Source organism: Deinococcus yavapaiensis KR-236 (assembly GCF_003217515.1).
GTDB classification, from domain to species: domain Bacteria; phylum Deinococcota; class Deinococci; order Deinococcales; family Deinococcaceae; genus Deinococcus_A; species Deinococcus_A yavapaiensis.
Genome location: NZ_QJSX01000002.1, coordinates 184,032 through 206,116, shown reverse-complemented (window position 1 = coordinate 206,116; position 22,085 = coordinate 184,032). Strand labels below are relative to the sequence as shown.

At 67.0% G+C, this 22,085-nt stretch carries 23 protein-coding genes and 1 riboswitch; of the genes, 14 read left to right on the top strand and 9 right to left on the bottom strand.

Going from position 1 to position 22,085, the window contains the following annotated elements; all coding sequences use genetic code 11:
* Positions 1–7: 7 nt before the first annotated feature.
* Positions 8–955, bottom strand: coding sequence for a 1,2-phenylacetyl-CoA epoxidase subunit PaaA (gene paaA, locus DES52_RS03350; RefSeq protein WP_110885368.1), 948 nt, complete (start codon positions 953–955; stop codon positions 8–10).
* A gap of 237 nt (positions 956–1,192) precedes the next feature.
* Between paaA and DES52_RS03345 the strand changes: the two genes are divergently transcribed.
* Together DES52_RS03345 and sugE are read left to right on the top strand one after the other, a co-directional pair.
* Positions 1,193–1,924: a ZIP family metal transporter gene (locus DES52_RS03345; RefSeq protein WP_245900650.1), complete on the top strand. Its 732-nt coding sequence runs from the start codon at positions 1,193–1,195 to the stop codon at positions 1,922–1,924.
* 41 nt (positions 1,925–1,965) lie between these two features.
* Positions 1,966–2,029, top strand: a riboswitch (guanidine-III (ykkC-III) riboswitch).
* 13 nt (positions 2,030–2,042) lie between these two features.
* On the top strand, positions 2,043–2,363 hold the full coding sequence (sugE, locus tag DES52_RS03340; RefSeq protein ID WP_110885366.1) for a quaternary ammonium compound efflux SMR transporter SugE: 321 nt from the start codon (positions 2,043–2,045) through the stop codon (positions 2,361–2,363).
* A gap of 6 nt (positions 2,364–2,369) precedes the next feature.
* On the opposite strand, the gene DES52_RS03335 is transcribed toward sugE, so the two are convergent.
* Positions 2,370–2,954 (bottom strand): TetR/AcrR family transcriptional regulator, encoded by a 585-nt coding sequence (locus DES52_RS03335; RefSeq protein ID WP_110885365.1) that lies wholly within the window; start codon positions 2,952–2,954, stop codon positions 2,370–2,372.
* A 106-nt stretch (positions 2,955–3,060) separates the two neighbouring features.
* Complete coding sequence (locus DES52_RS03330; RefSeq protein ID WP_146237176.1) at positions 3,061–3,552, bottom strand: hypothetical protein; 492 nt, start codon at positions 3,550–3,552, stop codon at positions 3,061–3,063.
* 85 nt (positions 3,553–3,637) lie between these two features.
* On the opposite strand from DES52_RS03330, the gene DES52_RS03325 reads away from it, so the two are divergent.
* Genes DES52_RS03325 through DES52_RS03315 form a run of 3 tightly spaced genes read left to right on the top strand, consistent with a single transcriptional unit; the run spans position 3,638 to position 7,144 of the window.
* A complete protein-coding gene (locus tag DES52_RS03325; RefSeq protein WP_110885363.1) occupies positions 3,638–5,086 on the top strand; it encodes an aldehyde dehydrogenase family protein in 1,449 nt (482 codons plus the stop codon).
* Between the two features lie 19 nt (positions 5,087–5,105).
* Positions 5,106–6,146 carry a pyruvate dehydrogenase (acetyl-transferring) E1 component subunit alpha gene (pdhA, locus tag DES52_RS03320; RefSeq protein ID WP_110885362.1) on the top strand — a complete coding sequence of 347 codons (1,041 nt, stop codon included), beginning with the start codon at positions 5,106–5,108 and terminating at the stop codon, positions 6,144–6,146.
* Positions 6,143–7,144 (top strand): alpha-ketoacid dehydrogenase subunit beta, encoded by a 1,002-nt coding sequence (locus DES52_RS03315; protein WP_110885361.1) that lies wholly within the window; start codon positions 6,143–6,145, stop codon positions 7,142–7,144. Before pdhA ends, DES52_RS03315 begins: the two co-directional genes overlap by 4 nt.
* A 58-nt stretch (positions 7,145–7,202) precedes the next feature.
* On the opposite strand, the gene DES52_RS03310 is transcribed toward DES52_RS03315, so the two are convergent.
* Both DES52_RS03310 and DES52_RS03305 read right to left on the bottom strand, forming a co-directional pair.
* Entirely contained in the window at positions 7,203–7,487 is a 285-nt protein-coding gene (locus DES52_RS03310; protein WP_110885360.1) for a hypothetical protein, read from the bottom strand.
* A gap of 28 nt (positions 7,488–7,515) precedes the next feature.
* A complete protein-coding gene (locus DES52_RS03305; protein WP_110885359.1) occupies positions 7,516–8,766 on the bottom strand; it encodes a glycerate kinase type-2 family protein in 1,251 nt (416 codons plus the stop codon).
* Positions 8,767–8,859: 93 nt separating this feature from the next.
* Between DES52_RS03305 and moaA the strand changes: the two genes are divergently transcribed.
* From moaA to DES52_RS03265, 8 genes are all read left to right on the top strand, one after another.
* A complete protein-coding gene (gene moaA / locus DES52_RS03300) occupies positions 8,860–9,870 on the top strand; it encodes a GTP 3',8-cyclase MoaA (protein ID WP_110885358.1) in 1,011 nt (336 codons plus the stop codon).
* Between the two features lie 89 nt (positions 9,871–9,959).
* Positions 9,960–10,655: a GntR family transcriptional regulator gene (locus DES52_RS03295; RefSeq protein WP_110885357.1), complete on the top strand. Its 696-nt coding sequence runs from the start codon at positions 9,960–9,962 to the stop codon at positions 10,653–10,655.
* Positions 10,652–11,839, top strand: coding sequence for a lipid-A-disaccharide synthase-related protein (locus DES52_RS03290; protein ID WP_110885356.1), 1,188 nt, complete (start codon positions 10,652–10,654; stop codon positions 11,837–11,839). Before DES52_RS03295 ends, DES52_RS03290 begins: the two co-directional genes overlap by 4 nt.
* Positions 11,840–11,966: 127 nt before the next feature.
* Positions 11,967–14,114 carry a DNA polymerase III subunit gamma/tau gene (gene dnaX / locus DES52_RS03285; protein ID WP_110885355.1) on the top strand — a complete coding sequence of 716 codons (2,148 nt, stop codon included), beginning with the start codon at positions 11,967–11,969 and terminating at the stop codon, positions 14,112–14,114.
* Between the two features lie 26 nt (positions 14,115–14,140).
* Complete coding sequence (locus tag DES52_RS03280; RefSeq protein WP_110885354.1) at positions 14,141–15,010, top strand: class I SAM-dependent methyltransferase; 870 nt, start codon at positions 14,141–14,143, stop codon at positions 15,008–15,010.
* A gap of 44 nt (positions 15,011–15,054) precedes the next feature.
* Positions 15,055–16,383: a glutamate-1-semialdehyde 2,1-aminomutase gene (gene hemL, locus DES52_RS03275; RefSeq protein WP_110885353.1), complete on the top strand. Its 1,329-nt coding sequence runs from the start codon at positions 15,055–15,057 to the stop codon at positions 16,381–16,383.
* Complete coding sequence (locus DES52_RS03270; protein WP_110885352.1) at positions 16,380–16,808, top strand: CoA-binding protein; 429 nt, start codon at positions 16,380–16,382, stop codon at positions 16,806–16,808. Before hemL ends, DES52_RS03270 begins: the two co-directional genes overlap by 4 nt.
* Before the next feature lie 124 nt (positions 16,809–16,932).
* Entirely contained in the window at positions 16,933–17,949 is a 1,017-nt protein-coding gene (locus DES52_RS03265) for a PEGA domain-containing protein (RefSeq protein WP_110885351.1), read from the top strand.
* Between the two features lie 70 nt (positions 17,950–18,019).
* On the opposite strand, the gene DES52_RS03260 is transcribed toward DES52_RS03265, so the two are convergent.
* The 3 genes from DES52_RS03260 to ispF all read right to left on the bottom strand — a co-directional run bounded on the left by DES52_RS03260 (position 18,020) and on the right by ispF (position 19,552).
* A complete protein-coding gene (locus DES52_RS03260; RefSeq protein WP_110885350.1) occupies positions 18,020–18,469 on the bottom strand; it encodes a hypothetical protein in 450 nt (149 codons plus the stop codon).
* Between the two features lie 127 nt (positions 18,470–18,596).
* On the bottom strand, positions 18,597–19,067 hold the full coding sequence (locus DES52_RS03255; protein ID WP_170130872.1) for a tRNA (cytidine(34)-2'-O)-methyltransferase: 471 nt from the start codon (positions 19,065–19,067) through the stop codon (positions 18,597–18,599).
* Entirely contained in the window at positions 19,064–19,552 is a 489-nt protein-coding gene (gene ispF, locus DES52_RS03250) for a 2-C-methyl-D-erythritol 2,4-cyclodiphosphate synthase (protein WP_110885349.1), read from the bottom strand. The genes DES52_RS03255 and ispF overlap by 4 nt, the downstream gene beginning before the upstream one ends.
* A 19-nt stretch (positions 19,553–19,571) precedes the next feature.
* Here ispF and DES52_RS03245 point away from each other — a divergent pair, with 19 nt between their 5' ends.
* Positions 19,572–20,450, top strand: a complete 879-nt coding sequence (locus tag DES52_RS03245; RefSeq protein ID WP_110885348.1) for a DMT family transporter — start codon at positions 19,572–19,574, stop codon at positions 20,448–20,450.
* A 3-nt stretch (positions 20,451–20,453) separates the two neighbouring features.
* On the opposite strand, the gene DES52_RS03240 is transcribed toward DES52_RS03245, so the two are convergent.
* The gene (locus DES52_RS03240; protein WP_110885347.1) at positions 20,454–22,022 is read right to left on the bottom strand and encodes a S8 family serine peptidase; all 1,569 of its coding nucleotides are present in this window, start codon (positions 22,020–22,022) and stop codon (positions 20,454–20,456) included.
* Positions 22,023–22,085 lie beyond the last annotated feature (63 nt).

Sequence of the window (22,085 nt, the reverse complement as noted above, 5' to 3'; positions counted from 1 at the left end):
GCTCGCCTCAATCCGCCGCTTGCAGGGCGCGGCTCGCGTACGCCTGCATCGCTTCTCGTACCCAGGCGCCTTCGGCGTGGGCGTCGTTGCGGGCGTCCATGCGTTCCTTGTTGCACTGGCCGCCCCCCTTCACGACGCGCCAGAACTCGCTCCAATCGATGGGGCCGTGGACCCAGTTGCCGTGCTCGTCTTGATGCAAGTCGGGATCGGGAATCGTGAGGCCCGCCTCCTGCAGTTCGGGAACGTGCTCGTTGATGAATTCCTGGCGCACCTCGTCGTTGCTCTTGAGCTTGATGCCCCACTTCATGAGGGGGCCCGAGTTCGGCGAGTCTTGGTCGTGCGGGCCGAGCATCATGAGCGAAGGCCACCACCAGCGGTCGAGGGCGTCTTGCGCCATCGCACGTTGCTTGGGCGTGCCGTTGGCGTACGCGAGGATCATTTCCTTGCCCTGCTTGTGGTGGAAGGTCTCCTCGGAGCAGATGCGCACCATCGCGCGCGAGTACGGACCGTACGAGCAGCCCGCCAGCATCGTCTGGTTGCGGATCGCGGCGCCGTCCACGAGCCATCCGATCATGCCGACGTCCGCCCACGTGAGGCTCGGGTAGTTGAAGATGCTGGAGTACTTCGCGCGGCCCGTCAAAAGCGCGTCCATCATCTCTTCGCGCGTCGCGCCGAGCGTTTCGGCGGCGTGGTAGAGGTACTGACCGTGGCCCGCCTCGTCCTGCACCTTGGCGATGAGAATCATTTTGCGGCGCAGGCTGGGCGCCCGCGTGATCCAGGCTCCCTCCGGCAGCATCCCGACGTACTCGGAGTGGGCGTGCTGGCTGATCATCCGGATGAGTTGGCGGCGGTACTCGGCTGGCATCCAGTCGCCGGGCTCGATCTTCTCGCCGCGCGCGATGCGAGCTTCGAAGGCGGCGAGCTTGGCAGGATCTTCGTTGATGAGCGTCGTCATGCGGTCCTCCACGAGAAGAGCAGGCGAGGGCAACCGAGGCTGCCTAACATTAGTTAGGTTCAGTCTACGAAGCGCCGCAGTGGCTGTCAACGAGCCTGTCTACAATCTTCGCTGCGGCCTTGCTCACGCCTCCTGCTTTGCACAGTGCCTTTCGTCCGCCCTCGTCACCCACGGAACGCTCAAGGCGGCTCTCGTCCGACCGCGCGCCGCGCGTGCGACCTTGACCTCATGGCACTCATGGCGTTCGTCTGGGGAGCGCTCGGCGGACTGGCCTTGCTGATCGGAGCGCTGATCGGGCTGTACGTGCCGACGAAGCGGCGTGTCATCGGCTACGTGATGGCGCTCGGCGCGGGCGTCCTGATTTCCAGCGTCGCCTTCGAGCTCGTGGACGAGGCGGCCAAGAAAGGCGGCTTGAACGTCGCGCTCCTCGGCCTCGTCGTCGGAGCGGTGGCGTACTGGTTCGTCGACCGAATCGTTTCACGCCGGGGCGCCCGGCACCGCAAGCGGTCGGGCGACCACATGAAGAACGAGGAGGGCGGCAGCGGCCTCTCGATTCTCGTCGGCAGCCTCATGGACGGAATTCCGGAGTCGGTCGCGATCGGCGCTTCTCTGCTCGGCGGAAGCGGCGTGAGCTTGGCGATGGTGGTCGCCGTGTTTCTCAGCAACGTTCCCGAAAGCTTGTCGAGCGCCGTCGGCATGAAGAAGGCCGGCTACTCCACGCGGCGCATCCTGGTAACGTGGACGGCCGTGCTGCTCGTGTCGGGCCTCTCGTCGTGGTTGGGCTACGTGCTGCTCGGCGACGCGGCGCCCACGACCCTCGCGTTCATCCAGTGCTTCGCCGCCGGCGCCATCATCACGATGCTCGCGTCCACCATGCTCCCCGAGGCACACGAGCAAGGCGGGCCGAGCGTCGGCCTCGTCACGACCCTCGGCTTCCTCGCGGCGTTCGTGCTCAGCCGCCTGGGGTGAATCCTCAATTCCTGCTTACACGCTCTTGCTACCTTGATTCTCGGATGGCCCTTGGGCTCCCCGGACGAGATGCGCGCCGTACCCGGTTCGACAAGACGACGCGCGAAAGGGGGCCGTCATGGCTTGGTCGCTGCTGGTGCTGGCGGGCCTGCTCGAAGTCGGGTGGGCAATCGGATTGAAGTACACGAACGGATTCACGAAGCTCGTCCCGACGATTCTGACGCTGATCAGCATGGTGGCGAGCATGAGCTTGCTGGGCCTCGCAGCGAAGACGTTGCCGATCGGCACGGCGTACGGCGTGTGGGTCGGAATCGGAGCGGTCGGCGCGGCGATTCTCGGCGTCGTACTGTTCGGCGAGCCCGTGAACGTCGCCCGCCTGTTCTTCGTCGTCTTGATGATCGTGGCGATCGTGGGCCTCAAGGTGACGAGCGGCTCTTGAGCGCGCTCAGGAACGCGGCTCCACACCTTGCAGCAGCAACGCGGCGAACGTCTCTGCGACGTCGCTCGCCGAGAGCGATCCGCCCTCGTGGTACCAGTTCGGCAGCCAGTTCGCGCCTGAAAGCGCGAGGATCGTCGTGAGCTTCGCGTTCACGCGGCGGTCGAACGCGCCGCTTTCGACACCCTCGGCGACGATGTCGCGAAAGACGCGTTCCACCGCGTCGCGGCGGCGCGTCACCTCGACGCGCCGCTCGTGCGGCAAGTGCCGCCACTCGGTGAAGAGCACCGACGCGAACTCGAGGTTGCGCGCCACGACCTCCGTGTAAGCGAGCAAGGCCGAGCGCAGCTTGCGGGGCGCGGGCAGCGTCGAGGTCCGCACGGGCGCGAGCGCCGCGTCGAATTCGTCGGCCGCGCGGCTCACGATTTCCCAAAGGATGTCTTCCTTCCCGGAAATATGTGAGTACAAGCTGCCCGCTTTGATGTCGAGCGCGGCGGCGATGTCACGCATGCTCGTCGCGCGGTAACCCGCCTCGGAAAAGAGGCGGGCGCTCACACGAAAGATTTGCTCTTTGCGATCGAACGGACTCGACATGAGGGGTCAGGTCGTCATGCCGGACGCCGCGAACGGTCGAAGGCGACAAGGCGGGCTCGCATCGATTCAGCGTAGCGCACGGCGGATTCTCGCGTCGAACGCCGATTCAGGGATGCGTACCGCGCCACGCGCCCGTGAACGACGAGAACAAGTCGCGCAAGTCGCGCGAGGCGAGATCCTCGAAGTTGCTCGCGTACCGACCGTAGTACGAGCTTTGCCAGATGGTCGGTGCGACGAGCTTGACGCGCCGGCCGCCGACGAGCACGGTCGTGTCGTCCTTGAGATCGAGCGAAAGCGTCAGCATGTACACGAACGAGCCGCGGCCCTCCTCGTAGGCGCTCAGCACGAGCGACGTTTCGACGGTGCAGGTCTTGTCGTCGCCCCACGTGAAGGTTTGCGCTTGCGAGTAGCGGTTGAGCGCGTTCACGAGCAGCACCTCGAAGTCGTCGTCGCGGTCTTCGTCGAGGTACGCGTAGACCTCGGGCGCGCAGAGGTCGGCGGTTCGCAATCCCTTGAGCGTCTCGTTTTGATGATCGGCGAGCGCCCCGGGCGTCACGAGGGCGGCGAGCAGGGTCACCATCACGGCGCGTCGAATCATGAGCACAGCCTAGCAGAAGGAGTGGAACGGGCAGAGGCCAGCGCCGAGCAACGGGGAAAACGAACGTTCGTGTTAGACTTCGCGCGTGGAACACCTTTCCGCTTTCCTGGAACGCGAACATGGCGTGTTCATCGGCGGCGACTGGGTGACGGGCGGCGAGACGTTCGCGACGCTCAACCCCGCCACGGGCCACGTCTTGGCGCGCGTCGTGCAAAGCGACGCGGCCTTGATCGATCAAGCGGTTCAGGCTGCGAGAGTCGGTCACAAGACGTGGGCGAACCAGACGCCCGCCAGCCGCGCCCGCGTACTGAACAAGCTCGCCGACCTCATCTCGCGTCACCGCGACGAGTTGAGCCTGCTCGAAACGCTCGACAACGGCAAACCCTTGCGCGAAGCGAAGGGCGGCGACGTGCCACTCGCCGCCGAGCACTTCCGATACTACGCGGGGTGGACGACGAAGTTCGGCGGCTCGACGAATCCTGTCTCGATTCCGGGCATGCTGAATTACACGTTGCGCGAGCCGATCGGAGTCGTCGCGGCGATCGTACCGTGGAATTTCCCGCTGTTAATCGCCGTTTGGAAGCTCGCGCCCGCCCTCGCGATGGGCAACGCGGTCATCCTCAAGCCCGCCGAGCACACGCCGCTCACCGCCTTGCGCCTCGCCGAGCTCGCGCGCGAAGCGGGCCTTCCGGCGGGCGCCTTGAACGTCGTCACGGGCGACGGACGCGTCGGCGCGGCCCTTGTGGAGCACCGAGGCGTCGACAAGGTGAGCTTTACGGGTTCCACGGCGGTCGGCAAGAAGATTGTCGCGGCGAGCGCGGGCAACCTCAAGCGCGTCTCGCTGGAACTCGGTGGAAAGAGCGCCAACCTGATCTTCGCGGACGCGAACCTCAAGCGGGCGCTACGCGGCGTGATGATGGGCGTCTTCTACAACCAAGGGCAAATTTGCATCGCCGGAAGCCGCGTCCTCGTCGAACGAAGCATTCACGATCAGTTCGCCGAACTGCTCGCGCGGGAAGTCGACAACGTCAAGCTCGGCGACGGCCGTGAAGAGGCAACGACGATGGGTCCGCTCGTCAGCGCTCAGCAACGAGATCGCGTGGCCAGCTTCGTCGCGCAGGGACGCGAGCAGGGCGCGCGACTTCTCGCGGGCGCCGAGGTCGTGGACGGTCCCGGCTTCTTCTTCAAGCCCGGCATTCTCGCCACGTCGGATCGAGACAACGTCGTCGTGCGCGAGGAAATCTTCGGACCCGTCGCCGTCTTGATGCCGTTCGACTCGGAAGAGGAAGCCATCGAGATCGCCAACGACTCCGATTACGGCCTCGCTGGGGGCGTGTACACCGAGAACCTCGGCCGCGCCCACAGAGTCGCCGCCGGAATTCGCACGGGCACGATCTGGGTCAACACCTACAACGCCTTCGACGCCGCTTCACCCTTCGGCGGCTACAAGCAGTCGGGGTGGGGCCGCGAAATGGGCGAGGAAGCCCTGTCGCTGTACACCGAGACGAAGAGCGTCTGGATCAATACGAAGTAAGGTGGATTGAGGTCAAGCAATGGACATGCTGCAAATCATCGACGAAGGCGGGACGCTCGTCTCGCCCGACCTGCTGCCCGGAGACGAGACGCTGCTGGCCCTGTACCGCGCGATGCGGCGCATTCGGCACTTCGACGAACGCGCGGTCGTGCTGCACCGTCAAGGGCGCATGGGCGTGTATCCGCCGTATGGAGGCATGGAAGCGTCCCAGGCGGGCACGACGTTCGCGCTCACGCACGACGACTGGTTGCTGCCGACGTACCGCGACACGGGCGCGGCCCTCACGTACGGCTTGCCGATCGCGCAAGTCGTGTTGTACTGGCGCACCAGTCCGCACGGTTGGGCGATGCCCGAGGGTCTGAAGGTGCTGCCGTTCTACATTCCGATCGCCACGCAGTACCCGCACGCCGTGGGATGCGCGCTCGCCGAGCGAATGCAGGGAAGAAGCAACGTCGCCATGGCGTTCATCGGAGACGGAGGCAGTTCGGAAGGAGACTTCCACGAAGCGCTGAACTTCGCGGGCGCCCTCAGCGCGCCGTGCGTGTTCATTTTGCAGAACAACGGCTGGGCCATCTCGGTTCCGACGAGCGCGCAGACGAAGGCCGTCAACCTGTCCAAGCGCGCCGACGGATACGGCATTCCCGGCGTGCGCGTGGACGGCAACGACATCGTCGCGGTCTACCACGCGACGCGCGAAGCGGTGGAGCGAGCGCGTCGCGGCGAAGGGCCCACCTTGATCGAGACGGTGACGTACCGCGTCAAGCCGCACACGGTCAGCGACGACCCCGGACGCTACCGAACCGAGGACCTCACCAAAGAGTGGCTCACGAAGGACCCCGTGGTGCGTCTGCGAGCCTTCCTGACGTCGAGGGGCACGTGGAGTGACGAGCACGAAGCGGCGCTCGTACAAGAAATCACCGACGAGTTCGAGGCGGCGGTGCTGGAAGCCGACAGCTACGGCGAACCGACGCCGTCGGAAATCGTCGATCACGTCTTCGCGACGCCAACGCCCGCCTTGAGCGAGCAGCGGGCCCTTCTTCTCGAGGAGTACGGAGCATGACCTTGACCGCGCAGAAAACGCAGACGATGACGATGGTCGCCGCGATCAACGACGCGCTCAAGTTGGCGCTCTCCCGTGACGAAAAAGTGTGCGTGTTCGGCGAGGACGTCGGCGTGATGGGCGGGGTGTTCCGCGCGACGGACGGCCTTCAAGCGCAGTTCGGCCCCGCGCGGGTGTTCGACACGCCCCTCGCCGAGGCGGGCATCGTCGGCATGGGCGTCGGGTTGGGCCTCGCCGGAATGCGGCCCGTCGCCGAGATTCAGTTCGCGGGCTTCTTGTATCCGGCGCTCGACCAGATTCTCAGCCACGTCGGACGGTACCGTCACCGCACGCGCGGACGCTTCTCGGTTCCAATGGTCGTGCGCGCACCGTACGGCGGAGGCGTTCACACGCCCGAGCAACACGCCGACTCACCCGAAGCGATTCTCGCTCACACGCCGGGCGTGAAGGTCGTCATTCCCTCCACGCCGAGCGACGCCAAGGGCTTGCTGCTCGCCGCGATCGAGGACCCCGACCCGGTGTTCTTCTTCGAAGCGATCAAGCTGTACCGCTCCGTGAAAGAGGAGGTGCCCGAGGGGTACTTCACGACGCCTCTCGGCAAGGCGCGGACGGTACGCGAGGGAGACGACGTCACGGTGATCTGCTACGGCGGCATGGTGGAGGTGTGCACGAAAGCGGCGGACGCGGCCCGCGAGCACGACATCTCGGTGGAGGTCATCGATTTGCGCACCCTCGTCCCGATGGACAAGGACGCGGTGCTGGCGTCGGTACGCAAGACGGGCCGCGCGGTGATCGTGACGGAAGCGCCGAGAACGGCGGGCTTCCACTCGGAAATCGCCGCCGTGATCGCCGAGGAGGCGCTCGACTCTCTTCTCGCGCCCGTCGTGCGCGTGACAGGCTTCGACGCGCCGTACCCCCCGTTCACGAGCGTCGAGGACACGTACCGCCCCAATCCCGCTCGCGTCGCCCGAGCGATCAAGAGCGTGCTCGACTACTGACGCGCCGAAGCGGCAGTGCGAGCGATCCCCTGGGATCACTCGCACTGCCGCTTCAGGTTCAGCGGCCGGGCTCGTGGCGCAGCACGAAGACGGTGTCCTCCTGGAAGACGCCTTCTTCGGGAGAGCCAACCGTGCGCTGGGACTCTTTGCGCAGGGTTTCGAGGTCGAGCTCGAAGCCTTCGCCGTCCACGCCGGGAAGCCCGTCCTCGAAGCTGACGTGCTCGTCGGCGTGGACTTCGTCGAACGCCCCGTTGCCAACCTCGAACGGTCCCGAAGACTCCGAAAACGACGGGCAGCGCTCCAGGGTCGCCGCTTCCACGTGCGACGCGACGATCATCAGCATGGGGTCGATGTGCGGCGGGACGTTAAGCTCACGCCCGCACGACGAGGCGGATGTCGTTCACGTTCGTGCCGGTCGGTCCGGTCACGACGAGGTCGCCGAGCGCCTCGAAGAAGCCGTGGGCGTCCGAAGCGCCTAGAAAGGCGCGGGCGTCGAGGCCGAGGTCGCGTGCGCGCCGCAAGGTATCTGGCGTGAGGAAGCCGCCCGCCGCGAAGCTCGTGCCGTCGATTCCGTCCGAGTCGGCGGCGAGAGCGTACAAGCCGTGATCCTCGCCGAGTTCGACGGCGAGGGCGAGCAGGAATTCGAGGTTGCGCCCGCCCCGTCCCGCGCCTTCTCGCACGATCGTCGTGGTCTCCCCTCCCGACAAGAGCGCCCGCCCCGAAACGAGGTCACGCGCGAGCGCGGCGTGGGCACGGGCCGCCGAGCGGGCCGGTCCCTCGATGCGGTCGCTCACGATCCTCGACGTGAAGCCGAGTCGCGTGAGATGCACGCTCGCGGCGTCGAGGGCGAGGCGGTTCGTGACGACGAGGTGGTTCTCGACGCGCCCGAACAATTCGTCACCCGGTTTCGGCGTCTCGGCGTGTCGGCCGGCCGCGCCGTCTGACAGGAAGCGGCGCACGTCGGGCACGGCCACGTCGTGGCGCATCAAGACCATGAACGCTTCCGTGAAGGACGTGGGGTCGGGCGCGGTGGGACCGGACGCGATCGTAGAGAGGTCGTCGCCGACGACGTCCGAGACGATCAACGACACGACGCGCGCGGGCTTCGCGGCGTTCGCGAGGCCGCCACCCTTGACGCGCGAGAGATGCTTGCGGACGGCGTTGATTTCGTGAATGCTCGCTCCGCACGCGAGGAGGGCGCGCGTGAGTTCGGCTTTGCGCGCCAAGGTCACGCCTCGCGGCGCGGTCAGCAAGGCCGATCCGCCGCCCGAGAGCAGGCACAGCACGAGGTCGTTCGGCGTGAGGTTGGAAACGGCTTCGAGGACTTCTCTCGTCGCCTCTTCCCCGGCGGCGTCGGGAACGGGGTGAGCGGCCTCCAACACGCGAATTCGCTGTGGCAGACGTTCACCCGCATGGCCATAGGGCGTGATCACGACGCCCGTCAGATCGGCGGGCCAGGCGGCGTCGACGGCGAGCGCCATGCGGGCGGCGGCCTTGCCCGCGCCGACGACGACCGTACGTCCGGCGGGAGGTTCGGGCAGGAAGCGCGGCAGGACGCTCTCGGGACGCGCGGCGTTCACGGCGGCGGCGAAAGCGCTCGAGAGGACGTCCCGGGGATGCACGAGCGCATCGTAGCGAACTTCCGCGGGGCGAGGCGCTCGACGATAGTCGTTTTGTTCTTGGTTGGCTCTTCGTAAAGCCGCTATAAAGGTGTCGTGACTTCCCAGCCTTCTCGGACGACGCTGCACGACGCGCTGGGCCGCCCGCTTCGCGACCTGCGTATCTCCGTGACGGATCGCTGCAACTTGCGCTGCACGTACTGCATGCCCGCCGAGGTCTTCGGACCCCAGTACGCCTTTTTACCGAAAAGCGAGTTGCTGAGCTTCGAGGAGATCGAGCGCGTCGCGCGGGTGTTCGTGCGAGGCGGCGTGCGAAAGCTTCGCCTCACGGGCGGCGAGCCGTTGCTGCGCCGCGATTTGCCCGAGCTCGTGGCGCTTTTGCGAGGCATCGAGGACGTGGACGACATCGCCCTCACGACGAACGGTTTGCTGCTGCCGTCGCTCGCCGCGCCTCTTCGCGAGGCGGGCTTGGCGCGCGTCACCGTGAGCCTCGACGCGCTCGATCCCGAGGTGTTCGGGCGCATGAACGGCCTTGGCGTGCATCCCGAGCGGATTCTGCGGGGCATCGAGGCGGCGTTGGACGCGGGCTTGGGCGTGAAGATCAACACGGTCGTGCAGCGCGGTGCGAACGAGCAGGAGCTGCGTCCTTTGTGGGAAGCCTTGAGGGACCGGCACGTCGTGCGGTTCATCGAGTTCATGGACGTCGGCAACCACAACGGTTGGGACATGACGGAGGTCGTGCCGTCGCGCGAAGTGCTGGACTTGCTTGGAGGCGGCTTCGAGGCGACGAACGCGAACTACAAGGGCGAGGTCGCCGCGCGCTACCGTGACGCTCAGGGACGCGAATTGGGGCTCATCTCCAGCGTGACGGCGCCGTTTTGCGGTGATTGCTCGCGGGCGCGCTTGTCGGCGCAAGGGATGTTGTACACCTGTCTGTTCGCGTCAGACGGAACGGACTTCCGCTCGCTTCTTCGGGCGGGCGCGGACGACGACGCGTTGTTCACCTTGTTAAGCGAGGTGTGGTCGGGACGAAAGGATCGCTACTCGGAGGAACGCTTCGAGGTCGGGGCGCGGCGCAAAATCGAAATGTCGCACATCGGCGGCTGATCGTGCGTGTCTCACACCGGTCATCTGGACAGCTTGTATAGTGTGCCCACTAAGATCCCGTTAAGGCTCTCTCATTCTTCGGAGGCACCGTGGCGAAATACCCCCTCATCAAAACCACCCTCAAGGAGCGTCTGCTCGGAGGGCACTACGTGGAAGGCCTACCCCTCCCCAGCGAGCCTCAACTCGCGCGTGAGTTCGACGTCTCGCGGATGACGGCTCGCCGGGCGATCGACGAGCTAGAACGCGAGGGGTACGTGTACCGCGTCCAGGGCGCCGGAACCTTCCCGACCGGGAAGCGCTTCCGACAAGGGATGTTTCGCGTGCGGCCCTTCAAGGAGTGGGCGCGTCACCCCGACCACCGCACGGTCGTCTTGCGCGCCACCGAAGTCGCCGCCACTCCGGAAATCGCGATCGTGCTGCAAGTGCAACCGGGCGATCCCGTGTCGTTCGTGCATCGCCTGCGCAGCGCGGGCGACGAGGCCCTCGTCATCGAGAAGCGCTACATCAACGCCGCCATCGCGCCCGGACTGCTGACGCACAACCTCGCCGTCGAGAGCATCCACGAGGTGCTCGTCGGCAAGCTGGGACTCGGCCTGACGCGCGTCGAGCAGACGCTCGAAGCCGTCAATCTGCGCCAAGAGGAAGCGGACTTGCTGCGCGTCCCGATCGGCACGGCGGCCTTCTTGTTGCGCCGCACGACTTACAGCGGCGCGCGGCGCGTGTCGTACGTGAATTACTGGGTGCGCGGCGATCGCTACGCCTTCCAGGACTCTTTCGAACCTTGACCCGCGCGCCCGCGGGGCGGGTGCTGATCGTTTCGAACGGCACCGCCGAGGATCTCATCGGCGCGAAGCTCGCGGCTTTCCTTCGCTCGGACGTTCTCGCGTTGCCGCTCGTCGGCGAAGGGCGGGCGTACGCGAGCGTCGCCCACGTTCTCGGGCCGCCCCTCGCGTTGCCGTCGGGCGGCTTTCCCTTCGCGAGCTTCCCGAACTTGCGGGCGGACTTGGCAGCGGGCCTCATCGGCACGTCGTTTCGGCAGCTCGCTTCGGGCGCGCGAGCGGCCCGAAGCGCCGACGTCGTCGTGAGCGTTGGGGACGCGTACGCGCTGCTGCTCGCAACGCTCGCCTCGGGCGCGGGCCGACCGCTCGTGCAGCTCCAACCGCTCGTCACCGTCCGCTACGCCGAACGCTTGACGCTCGCGGACCATTTGCGTGAACTCAACGCGCTCGGCGCGAACGTCTTCTTGCCGCCGGAAGTAGCGCTTCAACGCCGCGCTTGGAGCGTCTTCACGCGCGACGAAGCGTCCGCGGCACACTTGAGACGGCGCGGGGTCGCCGCACGCTACCTGGGGTCGTTCGCGATGGACGTCCTGCCCGAACCCGAGCGTGACTTGAGCGTCCTGCTCGATGATCGGCCCGTCCTCGCGCTCCTGCCGGGCAGCCGAGGCGACGCGATCTCCAGCTTGCCGATCATGCTCGAGGCCGCCGCTCGCCTGAGGGAACTTCGCGCGGTCGTCGCGTGGGCGGGACCGCTGAGCGCCCTGCCCGACTTGCCTGGATGGACGACCGAGCCGCTCGGGGACGCGGCCGTTCACCTTTCCAAAGGTGGCGCGACCGTGACCGTGCTGCGCGGCGCCTTCGGCAGCGTCGCCCGAGCGGCCCGCTTCGCGATTGGGACGGCGGGCACCGCGTCCGAACAACTCGCCGGCCTCGGCGTGCCCGTGGTGGCTTTTCCGACGCTCGGTCCGCAGTTCGTCGCGACCTTCGCGCGGCGTCAGAAGCGCCTGCTCGGCGAGGCCCTGACCCTCGTCGACGCTCAACCGAACGCGGTCGCCGACGCGGTACGACGCTTCGTGACGAACGACCGCGCGTACGACGCCGCGTCACGAGCGGGCCGCGAGCGCATCGGGGCGGGCGGCGCGCTCGAACGCATCGCCCGCGATCTCGACGCCCTCAGCGGCGCGCGGTGACTTCGGCCGCGACGGCCCTACGCGCCCCGCGCGGGGAGGCACGTCGCACGTCTGCTTTCGGGCGCCCGCCGTCCTACGGTCTGCGCTAAACTGGATCGGTGAAGTTCGTCTTCCGGAGTCGCCCGCAGTGAGCGCCATCTACCAGCGCGCCCGTCCCGTCCACTGGGACGAGGTGGTCGGCCAAGAACACGTCAAGGACGTGCTGCGCGCCGCTCTCGAACGCGGCCGCGTCGGTCACGCGTACCTGTTCAGCGGACCGCGCGGCGTCGGCAAGACGACGACGGCCCGCCTCATCGCGATGACGGCGAACTGCGAACGCGACGGCGTGAAGCCGTGCGGCGAGTGCTCCTCGTGCATGGCGGTTCGCTCGAACTCGCATCCGGACGTGCTGGAAATCGACGCGGCGAGCAACAATTCCGTGGACGACGTGCGCGAACTGCGCGAAAAGGTCGGCCTCGCGGCGATGCGAGGCGGCAAGAAGATCTACATCCTCGACGAGGCGCACATGATGTCCCGCGCGGCCTTCAACGCCTTGCTGAAGACGCTGGAAGAGCCGCCGTCCCACGTGATCTTCGTGCTTGCCACGACCGAGCCCGAGAAAATCCTGCCGACGATCTTGTCACGCTGCCAGCACTACCGCTTTCGGCGCCTCAGCGAAACGGAGATCGCCGGAAAGCTCGCGCGCATCTGCGAAGGCGAAGGCGTGCGCGCCGAGCCGGACGCCCTCGCCTTGATCGGACGCCTCGCGGACGGCGCGATGCGTGACGGCGAGAGCCTCTTGGAACGCATGCTCGCGGCAGGTGAGGACGTCACGCGCCCGGGCGTGGAGGCCGCCTTGGGCTTGCCGCCGTCGCAGCGCACGCTGTTCATGGCGCGCGCGCTCGCCCTCGGCGATGTCGAGCCCCTGCTCGCGGGCGCGAGCGAATTGTACCGCGAGGGGTACGCGGCGAGGACGGTCGTGGACGGCCTCAAGACCGCGTTGCGCGAAGCCATTCACGCCGCGCTCGGGCTCGGCACGGGCGAGCGCATCGAGGGCGCCGAACTCGGGCGGCTCTTGAAGCTTCAAGCGGCCCTCGACGAGCAGGAAGCGCGCTTCGCGCGCTCGGCGGACTTGCTGAGCCTCGAGCTCGCCCTCACGCACGCTCTGCTGGCGGGCGACGCGGCGGTCGGCGCAACGACCTCCACTTCCGCAGCGAGCGTCCCTTCCGACGTCGGAACGCGCCTCGCGAAGATCGAGCGGGAACTCGCCGCCTTGAGGAGCGCTCCGCGCGTGGCCCCGGAGCCCGCCGTGGCGAGCGCCGACGTACCGGACTTCGAACCCGCCGCTCGCCGCGCCCCGCCGAGAAGCGCTCCTCGGGAAGCGCCGACCGAGGCGCCGAGGCCGCAAGGATCGTGGGCGGACGTTTTGCGGCAAGCGAACGTGCAACTGCGCGCCTTTCTGAAGCCCGCCCAAGTCAGCGTGGAGGGCGCGTCGGTCCTCGTGTCGTTCGACGAGCGCAGCAAGTTTCACGCCAAGCAGACCCTCGACAAGTTCGAGGACGTCGCGGCGATCGTGGAGCGCGTCTTCGGCGCCGTGGACTTCGAGCTCGTCACGCCCGACGGCACGAAAAAAAAGTCCGCTCGTAATTCGGGCGGGGCCGCTCGGGCCGCGCCGAGTACCTTCGTCACCTCTGCGGAGGCCGCGCCGCTTCCCCAAATCGAGCCTGCTCCTTCCACGCCGTCCGAGCCCCGCGCGACGCCCGCGCGTTCCACGATCGCCGCACCCCCGTCGGAGTCACTCGACGACCTGCCGGATTTCACCCCAACGCGAAGCCGCAGCGCGCCGCGCCCCAGCGGCCCCGCCGTGACGGTCCCGAGCGCCGCTCCGCCCGTTTCGGCGCCTGCGACCGCCACGACGCCTTCTGCCGAATCCGCCCCGTGGGAAGCGTCCCCGGCGGTCACGTACGACCCCGAGCCGCTCTCGCAAGAACCCGTGTGGGACGACGCGCCTCTCGAAGCGCCGCTGGGCAAGGCGCCGCTGCGCGAGACGACGTGGGATGCGCTGAGCGAGGAGGTGCCGCCCACGCCGAAAGTCTCCACGCCGCGACCCGCCGCGCCCGTGAACGCCCGCGAAGCTGCTCGCTTGAACGCGGCGGCGAGCGTGCGCGCCCATCCGATGTTCGCCGAAGCGACGCGGCGCTTCTCGGGCAAGGTTCGCGACTCCGGCGTGCTTCGCAAGCCCAAGGGCGCGGCGAATCAAGAGGAAGCGGACGAGCCGTCGGAGGGCGAGGCATAATCCTTCCGCGCTTCACGTTCGAATCCATGCACGTCGTCGTCACGCGCCTTCGCGATCTGCTGGCGCGTGACGGCGCGGCGCGCTTCCTCGTGCCGAACCCCGACCTCGGCGACGGACGCTATCCCGGCGAGGAGACGTCGGTCGGCAAGCACCGACCGTACTCGGTGTGGGTGGACCTCGCCGACCGATTGGAGTGCCGCTTCCTCACGCCCGTCTCGCATGGCGACTTCGTGGAGTTGCGCTTCGACCTTGTCGAGCGGACGAGTCGTGACCGTTCGGCGGGCCGCTACGGCGCCCTGAGCGACTTTCAGCGCGTCGATAAACTCGAGGACCCGCTGTTCCTGGACGACATGCTCGAAGCCCTGCACCGCGTGCCCCTCGCGTCAGGAGCGCGGGTGTTGCACCTTGGCGTGAACGGCGGCCGGGAGTTGGCGCTTCTCGACCTCGCCTTTCCCGACCGGGCCTTCGACGTCGTCGCGGTCGATGTGGACGACAGCGCGTTGGAGCTCGCTCGACGCCGCTTTCCGCAGCATGCCTTCCGAGTGTTGAACGTGAACGACTTGCCCGACGAAACGCTCGGAACGTTCGACCTCGTCGTGGCCCTCTCGGTCCTGCAAAGCCCCGGCGTCGACACCGACCGCGTGTTCCGCGTCCTGCTGCGCGACCACCTCAAGCCGAGCGGATCGGTGATCCTCGGCTTTCCGAATTGCCGGTACCTCGGCGGCGAGGTGTCGTACGGAGCGCGCCTGCTGAACTTTCGCAAGCCCGACCTATCCCTGCTCGTCAAAGACGTCGCGCTCGTGCGGCGTCACCTGCAAAAGCACGGATTCCGCGTGTACGTGACGGGCAAGTACGAAGTGCTGGTGACGGGCGTGAACGTGAAATCGACCGCGTGACCCTCCTCGCCGTTCCTCACGGCGGCCCACGGTAAGGTGAGGGCGTGCAGACGACTTCCCTTCCTGAAACGGCCGCGTCCGACGCGCTTTTCGAGCGCGCCAAGAAGGTGACGCCGGGCGGCGTGAACTCGCCCGTGCGGGCCTTCAAAGCGGTGGGCGGCACGCCTCGGTTCATCGAGCGGGCGCACGGCGCGTACCTCATCGACGTCGACGGCCACGCCATGATCGACTACATCGGCTCGTGGGGTCCCATGATCCTCGGCCACAACCACGAGGCGGTACGCGAAGCGATCTCGAACGCCCTCACGAACGGCACGAGCTATGGCGCGCCGTCCGAGGGAGAGGTGCGTCTCGCCGAACTCGTCACGAAGCTCACGGGCGCCGAGAAGGTCCGCTTCGTGAACTCCGGAACGGAAGCGACGATGAGCGCCCTGCGCCTCGCGCGAGGCTTCACGGGCCGCGACTTCATCGTGAAGTTCCGAGGCAACTACCACGGACACGCCGACGGACTTCTCGTGGAGGCGGGCAGCGGCTTGATGACGAACGCGGACGGGCTGGGGCGAAGCGCTCCGTCGTCGGCGGGCGTGCCTCACGCGTACGCGAGCCTCACGCTCGTCGCGGACTACAACGATCCCGAGGGCTTGCGCCGCCTCGTGGCCGAGCGCGGGCACGAAATCGCGGCCATCATCTTCGAGCCCGTCGTCGGCAACGCGGGCGTGTTGATTCCCACCCCGGAGTTTCGCGCGGCCCTGCACGACGCGAAGCGAAGCGGCTTGCTGCTGATCGCGGACGAGGTCATGACGGGCTTTCGGCTGAGCCTCAAAGGCGCGTGCGGCGTGCTCGGCATCGAGCCCGACTTGATGTGCTGGGGCAAGATCATCGGAGGCGGCCTTCCCGTCGGAGCGTACGGCGGTCGAGCGGACGTCATGGACTTCGTGAGCCCGCAAGGGCCCGTGTACCAAGCGGGCACTCTGAGCGGCAACCCGCTCGCGATGGCGGCGGGTCTGGCAGTGCTGAGCGAGTTGGAACGCGATCCGGGCATTTACGGGCGACTCGACGAGTACACGTCGAAGCTCGCAGAGGGCTTGGCGAGCGCCGCGAGCGAGGCTGGCGTGCCCCTCGCCGTGAACCGCGTCGGGTCGATGCTCACGGGATTCTTTCAAGCGGGACCCGTGACCCGCTACGACGAGGCGGCGCGTTCGGACACGGCGGCGTTCGCCACTTGGTTTCGCGAGATGCTCGTGCGCGGCGTGTACTGGGCGCCCAGCCAATTCGAAAGTATCTTCGTCTCGGCCGCGCACGGCGAGCGCGAGCTCGACTCGACGCTTCACGCCGCCGTCTCGGCATTCGCGACCTTGGGAGGCGCCCGATGAGAGAACTGACCACCACTTCGGACATCGTGAACGTCTTGCGCGAAAGCAAGGTCGTGGCGGTCCTCGGGTTTCACCGTGACGACACCAAGCCGGCGCACTACGTGCCCGAATACCTGCATCGCCAAGGCTACACCATCATCCCCGTGAATCCGACGCTCGCCGAGCGCGGCGAAAGCTACTTCGGACACAAGGCGGTGGCTTCGCTCGCCGACATCGACGTATCCGTGGACGTCGTGGACGTGTTTCGACGCGGCGACAAAGTGAGCGAGCACTTGGAGGACATGCTCGCGATGCGTCCGAAGCCGAAGACGGTATGGCTGCAGCTCGGCATCCGCAACGACGACGTCGCGCGGGTTCTGGTGAACGCAGGAATCCAAGTCGTGCAGGACCGTTGCATGCTGGCCGATCATCGGCACTTGATGTGAAGGAGCGGGGCTGACGCGAGCGTCAGGGCGCTGATGACAGCCTGACAGCGCCTAAAGGCTTTCTGCAGAGGTGTTCATTGCGCGTCATCTAGCGCGGGCTACCCTTTTTCTCGGAGGACGAGACATGAAAAAGATTCTTGCACTGGGAACCATGGCGCTTGCAACGGCGGCGCTCGCGCAACCTCGCATCAGCGCTCAAAGCATCATCGTCAACCCCACGCCGACCGATTTGAGCGTCCGTGTCTGGACCGACAAGGACCCCAGCGGTCAAAGCACGCCGAACTACGCGATCGGCGAACGCATCCGCCTGTTCGTCACGACGAACCAAGACGCCTACGTCTACCTCTTCAACGTCGGCGTGAACGGCGAAATCGACCAGATTCTCCCCAACCGCTACTCGGGTGACAACAACCTCGTTCGTGCGGGCGAAACTCGTCAATTCCCGCGCGCCAACAACCCGCAGTACTCGCTCGACGTCGCCGGCCCGGCGGGCGTCAACCGCGTCCTCGCCCTCGCGAGCCGCACGCCCCTCAACCTCGATCAGATCAGCCAATTCCGCGCCGAGCAAACCAACCAAGGCTTCGCGACCGTGACGGTGCGCGGCAGCGAGAACCTCGCGCAGGCCCTCTCGATCGTCGTGACGCCCATCCCGCAAAACACGTGGACGACCGACACGGCGTCCTACAACGTCGTCGCGCCTCAAGCCCCGGCGCGTACAGGCAGCATCACCGTGAACACGAACGTTCCGGGCGCGACCGTGTACATCAACGACCGTGAAGTCGGCGACAGCGGCTCGACCTTCCCCAACCTCGCGGCAGGCACGTACCGCGTGCGCATCTCCGCGCCCGGCTACACCGACATCAACCAAACGGTGACCGTGCGTGCGGGTGTCACGGTCAACGTCAACGTCACGCTGCAAGCTCAGCGCGCCACCCTCACGATTCGCAGCAACGTCAACGGCGCCCGCGTCTTCGTGAACGGCCAAGAGCAAGGCGTGATTCGCAACGGCGCCCTTACCCTCACCCTCAACCGTGACGATTACCAAATCGTCTTGGTCGCGCCGGGTTACGCGGCGGGCGTTTCGCAAGTGCAAGTCGTCAACGGCGGCACGATCACCGTCAATCTCAACCGCCTGCAGTAATTCCTCGCTCGTAACGAACATCCGAGAAGACCGCCCCCGTGGGGGCGGTCTTCTTTGGTCGCAGGTCGCCTCAGCGACTGCGGCACAACGTCAGCACTTTGTCGCCGTGTCCGCCCGTCCACAAGCCCAGCAGTTCACGTCCCGACTTCTTGAGGGTGAAGAAGATCAGGCCCTTCTCGCCGTTGCTGTCGAGCGAGATGTCGTCGAAGGCGAAGCCTTGATCTTTGGCGTCCGCGCGGAAGAGCACGAAGGACTCTTGGCCGTCGGGAAGTTGCATCGCCTCGACGGCGTTCGCTTGGCACAAGCCGTGATCGGCTTTCGAACCGCGCAAAGACAAGGAGATTTGCGACATCGACAGCAACTCGCGAGCGGAGCGGCGAGCGTCGTCGTTGTCGAGGGGCGACGCGCCTTGAATGACGAATCCCGCGAAGTTCGAGCGAAACGCGCCGTTTCCGCTCGGTTCGGAAATCACGACCTCGGTCGCGCTTTGTTGAGCGCTCGCGACGCTCGCGAGCAGCAAGGTGGCCAGTATTCGGCTCGGACGGTTAAATCGTGGTATATGCATCAATCGACTCTCCTCAACGATCATGAATATACCTTCGACTCTCACACTCTTCTGACAATTCTCTTTATCAAGGTTCCCGCGTTCACCAGCCGTGCAATTGCCGCATCGCCTCGTACGCTCCGATGCCCGCCGCCACGGCAAGGTTGAGGCTGCGCCCCTCACCCGGCATGGGAAAGGTGACGAGGTCAAGGCGGTCGCGCAACCACGCCGGCAAACCGCGCGACTCCGGCCCGAACACCAAGTAATCGCCGCGCTCGTACCGCACGGACGTGTAAGGGCGATCGGTCTTCGTGGTGAAGCCGAACAGTCGCGCTCCTTGCGCAAGCGTCGCCGTGAACGCTTCCCAGTCGGCGTGCTCCACGAGGCGCACCGAGCGAAGGTAATCCATGCCCGCCCGCTTGAACTGCGGATCGTGCAGGCGAAAGCCGAACGGGCGGATCAGGTGCAGTTCGGCGCCCAGCACCGCGCACGTACGCGCGACGTTCCCGACGTTCCCGGCGTTCTCCGGCTCGAACAGCACGACGGACAACGCCGACGTGCCGGGCGACGTCACGGCGCGCTCCTCGCCAGCAGCACGGTCGCCCGGGCCTGCACGTGATCGGGCGCGAGGCCTTCCGACGTCTTGAAGGTCACCCCGACGCGGTCGGAAGTCAAGCGCAGCAGTTGAGCGACACGCTCCGCGATTTCTGCTCTCGACGCCCCGAGCTTCGGGCGGTCGAGCGTCACGGTCACCGCGACGTTCACGGGCGTGAAGTCACGCTGGGACACGAGGTCGAGAACGTGACGCAAAATCACGGTGGAGTCGAGGTCCTTCCACTCGGGCGACGTGTCCGGAAAGTGCTGCCCGATGTCTCCGAGCGCGAGCGCCGACAGCAGCGCGTCCGAGAGGGCGTGCAGCAACGCGTCGCCGTCGCTGTGCGCCACCGCGCCTCGCTCGGCGTTCGCGATCGCCACGCCGCCCAACACGAGCGGCCGACCTTGCGCGAGTCGATGCGCGTCCTCGCCGAAGCCGATGCGCAGAGAATCGAAAATCGCCATGCCCCTTAGAATAGCCGTCATGTCGCCTCACGCCCTCGGGATCGTCTTGCTCGTGTTCGTCACCGTCGTCTGGGGAAGCACCTTTCCGATCGTGAAGGGAGCGACCGACACGCTCGCCCCGGCGACGTTGCTGGCTTGGCGGTTCACGCTCGCGATGGTCGTTCTCGTGCCGTTCTTGCTTCGCACGACGCGGCTGTTGTGGCGCGACGGATTCGTACTCGGCGTCTGGCTGACGATCGGATACGCGTCGCAGACGCTGGGGCTGCAAACGACGAGCGCGAACCGAGCGGCGTTCATCACGGGACTCAGCGTCGTGCTCGTGCCGCTGTGGTTGGCAGGAACGGCGAAGCAAAAGCTCTCGGTGCGCTTGTGGGGCGCGGCCTTCTTCGCCCTCGCCGGGATCGGGTTGCTGTCGTGGGAAGGAGGAGCGCTCGTGATCGGCGACGCGTGGGTGCTGCTGTGCGCCTTGAGTTACGCGGGCTACATCTTGGCGCTCGAGAAGCTCGCCGCCGAACACGCGTCGTTGCAGCTCACGGCGGTGCAGGTCGCGGCGACGGGCTTGTTGTGCTGGGCTTGGGCGATTTTCAGCGGCGGCGCCATCGTGCCGAGCGGCGCGGACCAGTGGCTTCCCTTGTTGTACCTCGGGCTCGTCGCGACCGCCTTCACGACCTTCCTTCAAACGGTCGGGCAGCGACGCGTGACGGCGCCCGAAGCGGCGATCATCTACGCGCTCGAGCCCGTCACGGCGTCGGTTTTCTCGTTCCTGCTGCTCAAGGAGCGCGTCGGTCTGCGCGGCTTGGCGGGCGGCGCGCTCGTCGTGCTGGCGATGGTACTCAGCCAACTGCCCGACAAGACCGACAAGCGCGCGAAGGTGCGCGACCACGGCCTCGCCGAGTGAACGTCACGGCGCCCGCACGAGTCCCGATCCGACGTCCGACGTACTTCCCGACACGCCGCACGCCGCCGTACACGCGGCGCGGCGCGCCTCGACGACGATGCTCTCGGGCGTCGCCGCCGGTCTCGCTTCACGCCACGCGGCGAGCGCGCCCGACACCACGCCTGTCGCGAACGACGTGCCGACGTAGCGACCCTCCAGCCCGTTCGGGTCGAGGCTGGACACGTTGCCGCCCGGCGCGGAGAGCCCCACGAAATCTCCCCGCTCGGAGAAGCTCGCGGCCGTCAAGGTCGAACCGTCGCCTCGAAGCGCGCCCACGCCCACGACGCCTTTGATCGTGGCGAACGGCGGCGCGTAGGTCCGTGTGTACCTCGGCAAGCCGCTCTCGCCCGAGAAAGCCGCCGGGTAGTGATACAACGCGCCCGCCCGCGTGCCTCGCTCGTTCCACGCGTTGCCCGCCGCGGCCGCGACGAGCGCGCCGCGCGCGACCGCGTCTTGCAGGACCGTGTACAGAATCTCGCTGGGAGTGTCGCTGCCGAGACTGAGGTTGAGGACGACGCGGTTCGCCGGAAACTGACCGGTCGTGGCGGCGCACACGCCTCGAATGATGTTCTCCAACTGGCACTGTCCGTCCGGCCCGCACACTTTCAGCGGCCAGACGTTCGCGCTCGTTGCCACGCCGATCTTGCCGTCCGCCGCGAGCGCCGCGATCGGACTGCCGTGACCTTGCACGACGTCTTTGCCCAAAGTCCTCGTGAACGGGTCCGTCGTGGCCGAACCGACGGAGCTCGTGAAGTCCCGCGCGAGCGCCGAGAGGTAGCGGTTCCCGAACGAGAGGGGCGTGACGCCCGTGTCGAGCACGGCGATCGTGACGCCTTGTCCGCTGAACGAAGCGGGCGCCGAGACGACGAGCGGGCGCGGCGCCGTCACGTCTCCCTCGAACGACGAGGCGGCGCTCGCGGGCCAACCGGAGCGAGGATCGATGCCGAGCACCGCCGCCGTCCCGACCGCCCGGCCGAGTTCGGTGGCAAGCTCGTCGAGCAGGTGACCCAAGCCGACGCTCGGCCCGCTCGGCGCGATTTGCAGTTGCAGCAGCGTCTGGCCGCACGGGCCGTTGCCGAATCCGAGCGGCGTCTTGCCGCTCACGAGCGCCGAGCCGCTCGGCAACGCGAGCGGCGTCTTCGAGTACTTCGACGCCAAGGTGTCCGCCGCGCCGCGCTCCACGAGGACGATCACCGTGTTGCCGCCGCTCGCCACGACGTCCGCGCCGAGCACCGTGAGGTTCAAAGTCTCACGGCGCGCTCCGTCCGTCACGACCACGTCCTGCGGACCGCCCCACACGTCACTCGGGACGCGCACTTCGACCGTCGTCGGCGACGTCGCCCGCACGGCCGCCGCTTTTCCACCCACGGTCGCCGATACGCCGCTCGCGCTCCACGGTAGCGTCACCGTCACCGTCTCGTCCCACGTCGCCCGCTGCGGCGACAAGCTCGCGGTCCCGCCCGAGGGTGGCGACGGCGTGGTCGTGCCACAACTCCAAAGCGCCAGCGAAAAGGCCAACAACATTGCGCGCATCCTGTACCTCCAGCCAAAGCGTGCCTTGAGTTTCGTACGCACTGATCGGCATGTCTCACGGTG

Bases quoted from the DNA above. Each gene is read 5' to 3' on its own strand.
- DES52_RS03265 (WP_110885351.1), top strand. From the start codon at position 16,933: ATGAAAAAGATTCTTGCACTGGGAACCATGGCGCTTGCAACGGCGGCG.
- paaA (WP_110885368.1), bottom strand. From the start codon at position 955: ATGACGACGCTCATCAACGAAGATCCTGCCAAGCTCGCCGCCTTCGAA.
- DES52_RS03245 (WP_110885348.1), top strand. From the start codon at position 19,572: ATGTCGCCTCACGCCCTCGGGATCGTCTTGCTCGTGTTCGTCACCGTC.
- DES52_RS03315 (WP_110885361.1), top strand. From the start codon at position 6,143: ATGACCTTGACCGCGCAGAAAACGCAGACGATGACGATGGTCGCCGCG.
- DES52_RS03240 (WP_110885347.1), bottom strand. From the start codon at position 22,022: ATGCGCGCAATGTTGTTGGCCTTTTCGCTGGCGCTTTGGAGTTGTGGC.
- sugE (WP_110885366.1), top strand. From the start codon at position 2,043: ATGGCTTGGTCGCTGCTGGTGCTGGCGGGCCTGCTCGAAGTCGGGTGG.
- DES52_RS03345 (WP_245900650.1), top strand. From the start codon at position 1,193: ATGGCGTTCGTCTGGGGAGCGCTCGGCGGACTGGCCTTGCTGATCGGA.
- pdhA (WP_110885362.1), top strand. From the start codon at position 5,106: ATGGACATGCTGCAAATCATCGACGAAGGCGGGACGCTCGTCTCGCCC.
- ispF (WP_110885349.1), bottom strand. From the start codon at position 19,552: ATGGCGATTTTCGATTCTCTGCGCATCGGCTTCGGCGAGGACGCGCAT.
- DES52_RS03270 (WP_110885352.1), top strand. From the start codon at position 16,380: ATGAGAGAACTGACCACCACTTCGGACATCGTGAACGTCTTGCGCGAA.
- DES52_RS03335 (WP_110885365.1), bottom strand. From the start codon at position 2,954: ATGTCGAGTCCGTTCGATCGCAAAGAGCAAATCTTTCGTGTGAGCGCC.
- DES52_RS03280 (WP_110885354.1), top strand. From the start codon at position 14,141: ATGCACGTCGTCGTCACGCGCCTTCGCGATCTGCTGGCGCGTGACGGC.
- DES52_RS03330 (WP_146237176.1), bottom strand. From the start codon at position 3,552: ATGATTCGACGCGCCGTGATGGTGACCCTGCTCGCCGCCCTCGTGACG.
- DES52_RS03310 (WP_110885360.1), bottom strand. From the start codon at position 7,487: ATGCTGATGATCGTCGCGTCGCACGTGGAAGCGGCGACCCTGGAGCGC.